The 2,776-nt window shown below is 43.4% G+C and carries 2 protein-coding genes; both read left to right on the top strand.

What is annotated here, in order from left to right:
- The first annotated feature begins 135 nt into the window (after window positions 1–135).
- Window positions 136–1,410, top strand: a complete 1,275-nt coding sequence (purD, locus tag Q1V93_RS05655) for a phosphoribosylamine--glycine ligase (RefSeq protein ID WP_300662624.1) — start codon at window positions 136–138, stop codon at window positions 1,408–1,410.
- A 36-nt stretch (window positions 1,411–1,446) separates the two neighbouring features.
- The gene (locus Q1V93_RS05650) at window positions 1,447–2,700 is read left to right on the top strand and encodes a hemolysin family protein (RefSeq protein WP_300662621.1); all 1,254 of its coding nucleotides are present in this window, start codon (window positions 1,447–1,449) and stop codon (window positions 2,698–2,700) included.
- Window positions 2,701–2,776 lie beyond the last annotated feature (76 nt).

Here is a 2,776-nt window from a genome sequence, read left to right as displayed (position 1 = left end):
ATCACATTGCCGGAATTTGTAACCCGGGAAGAAATGTGTTTGGAATGATGCCTCACCCGGAACGTGCAGCTGATGGGGCTTTGGCAAACGAAGACGGAAAACGTTTCTTTGAATCAATCTTGAAATTCTGTTAATATGCGTATTTTATTGTTGGGTTCGGGAGGACGAGAACATGCCATAGCATGGAAGATTTCCCAAAGTTCTCATTTGGAACAATTGTTTATTGCTCCGGGTAACGCCGGAACCCGACTTCACGGGACGAACGTGGATATGTCTGCGACGGATTTCCCTGCGATCAAAGAGTTTGTCCTTGCTGAGAATATCAACATGGTCATTGTTGGACCGGAAGACCCGCTTGTTATGGGAATTCATGATTTCTTCCTGGCAGACAGTCAATTGAAGAAAGTACCGGTTATCGGACCGAATAAAGAAGCAGCTCAGCTGGAAGGAAGTAAGGATTTCGCAAAAGCATTCATGATGCGTCATCACATTCCAACGGCAAAATATGCCACATTTACCAAAGATACCTTAGAGCAGGGTTACACCTTTTTGGAAGGCATGAAAGCTCCGTACGTTTTGAAAGCGGATGGTTTGGCAGCCGGAAAAGGTGTGTTGATTCCCGAAACCCTGAAAGAGGCGAAAGAAGAATTGAAAAGCATGCTTGCCGATGCAAAATTCGGTGATGCTTCTTCCCGCGTAGTGATCGAGCAATTCTTAAAAGGAATCGAATGCTCTGTGTTTGTTTTAACTGACGGAGAATCCTACAAAATTCTTCCGGAAGCGAAAGATTACAAACGTATCGGAGAAGGAGATTCCGGATTGAACACCGGTGGGATGGGGGCGGTTTCCCCGGTTCCTTTCTGCGACAAAACATTCATGGATAAAATTGAAAATCAAATCATTATCCCTACGGTTAAAGGGCTTAAAGCAGACGGGATTACCTATAAAGGATTCATTTTCTTTGGTTTGATTAATGTAAAAGGAGAACCGTATGTGATTGAATACAATTGCCGTATGGGAGATCCTGAAACAGAAGTGGTAATGCCGCGCTTGAAATCCGATTTGATCGACTTGTTGGAAGGAGTTGCTACAAACACCCTTTCCGAATGCGATATTCAATTCGAAGAGCGAAGTGCATGCACGGTCATGATGGTTTCGGGGGGGTATCCGGATGCGTATGAAAAAGGAAAGGTAATTAACGGAATCAACAGCGTTACAGACAGCCTGGTTTTCCATGCAGGAACTTCCAGTGATGGTCCGGTGGTTTTATCCAACGGTGGTCGTGTATTGGCTGTAACTTCATACGGTAGAAACCTGGATGCTGCATTGGAGCGATCTTATGCAAGTATTGAAAAAATCTCATTCGACAACGCTTATTTTAGAAAGGACATCGGTTTTGATGTGGTCTGAATAAAATTTAGTAATTTTCTACTTTACAGTAGTTGAATGGATTCTTCCGTCATTATTATTCTTGCGTCACTACTATTTTCTGCGTATTCTTCAGGGATGGAAATTGCGTTCGTCTCGTCGAACCGTTTGAAAGTAGAATTGGACCGAAGCAAGAATTCCTGGTACAGTAAATTGCTCAATGTTTTTTATGGAAAAGACGGTCATTTCCTGGCTACGCTTCTATTGGCGAATAATGTCGGGATTGTCATTTTCGGGATCTACATGGCGGAAGCGCTTGATCCGCTGATCGCTTCCTGGGGAATCAAACAGGAATACCTGGTGGTGCTTCTACAGACGGTTATTTCGACCTTAATCGTTCTTTCGATTGCCGAATTTTTCCCGAAAGTTATCTTTCAGATTAATCCGAACGGAATTTTCCGGCTTGGATCGGCTCCGATGTGGGTGATTTACTGGCTGTTGTATATTCCGACAAAGTTGATTGTTTGGGCGAGCAACGGACTGCTGCGTATTTTCGGAATACATGTCGAACAATCGGAAAAAGTTTTTTCCAAGACCGATTTGCAGCATTTTGTGCAGGATGTCAACGAACGCATGGAAGAAGAAGGAGATTTGGGAAATGAGATTCAAATCCTTCAGAATGCCCTGGATTTCTCTAAGATAAAGGCCCGTGATTGCATGGTTCCGCGCATGGAAATTGAAGCCATTGACGTGGAAGAAAGCATTGAAAATCTCCTGGCGAAATTCGTTGAAACCCGTTTGTCCAAATTGCTTTTGTACCGCGATTCAGTAGACAACATTATTGGCTACGTGCATTCCTACGAGTTGTTTAAAAAGCCGGCTACAATCACACAAATTCTTCGGCCGATTTCCTTTGTTCCCGAAGCCATTCCGGGGAAGGAATTACTGGAATTATTCACGAAGAAAAGCCAGTCGATTGCCGTTGTGGTAGACGAATACGGCGGAACATCCGGAGTGGTGACGATTGAAGATGTGATCGAACAGATTTTTGGAGAAATCGAAGATGAACACGACGACGAGGATTGGCTGGAGGAGCAGATTTCCGAGAATAGTTACCGGTTTTCGGCACGTGCTGAGATTTCTTACCTGAACAGAACATATGGCTTAAAATTGCCTGAATCCGATTCTTATGAAACGTTGGGAGGTTTGGCAATTAATCAACTGGAAGCTATTCCGCAGGGTGGAGAAGAGCTGATCATCGGAAAATGGACTTTAATCGTAGAAGAAGTGACGGATCGGAGGATTGAGATAATCCGATTGATTCAGGGTTGATTTGACTTGGTTAAGCAAGTCTGCTGGAGTTGTTTAACCGACCTGAAATCATAATTTTATAAATTTATAAAATTAT

Origin of the sequence: Fluviicola sp., from assembly GCF_030151805.1 — a bacterium.
Classification (GTDB): Bacteria; Bacteroidota; Bacteroidia; order Flavobacteriales_D; family Crocinitomicaceae; genus Fluviicola.
Note: the sequence above shows the minus strand (reverse complement) of the source record. Positions and strands in the feature narration are given on the sequence as shown.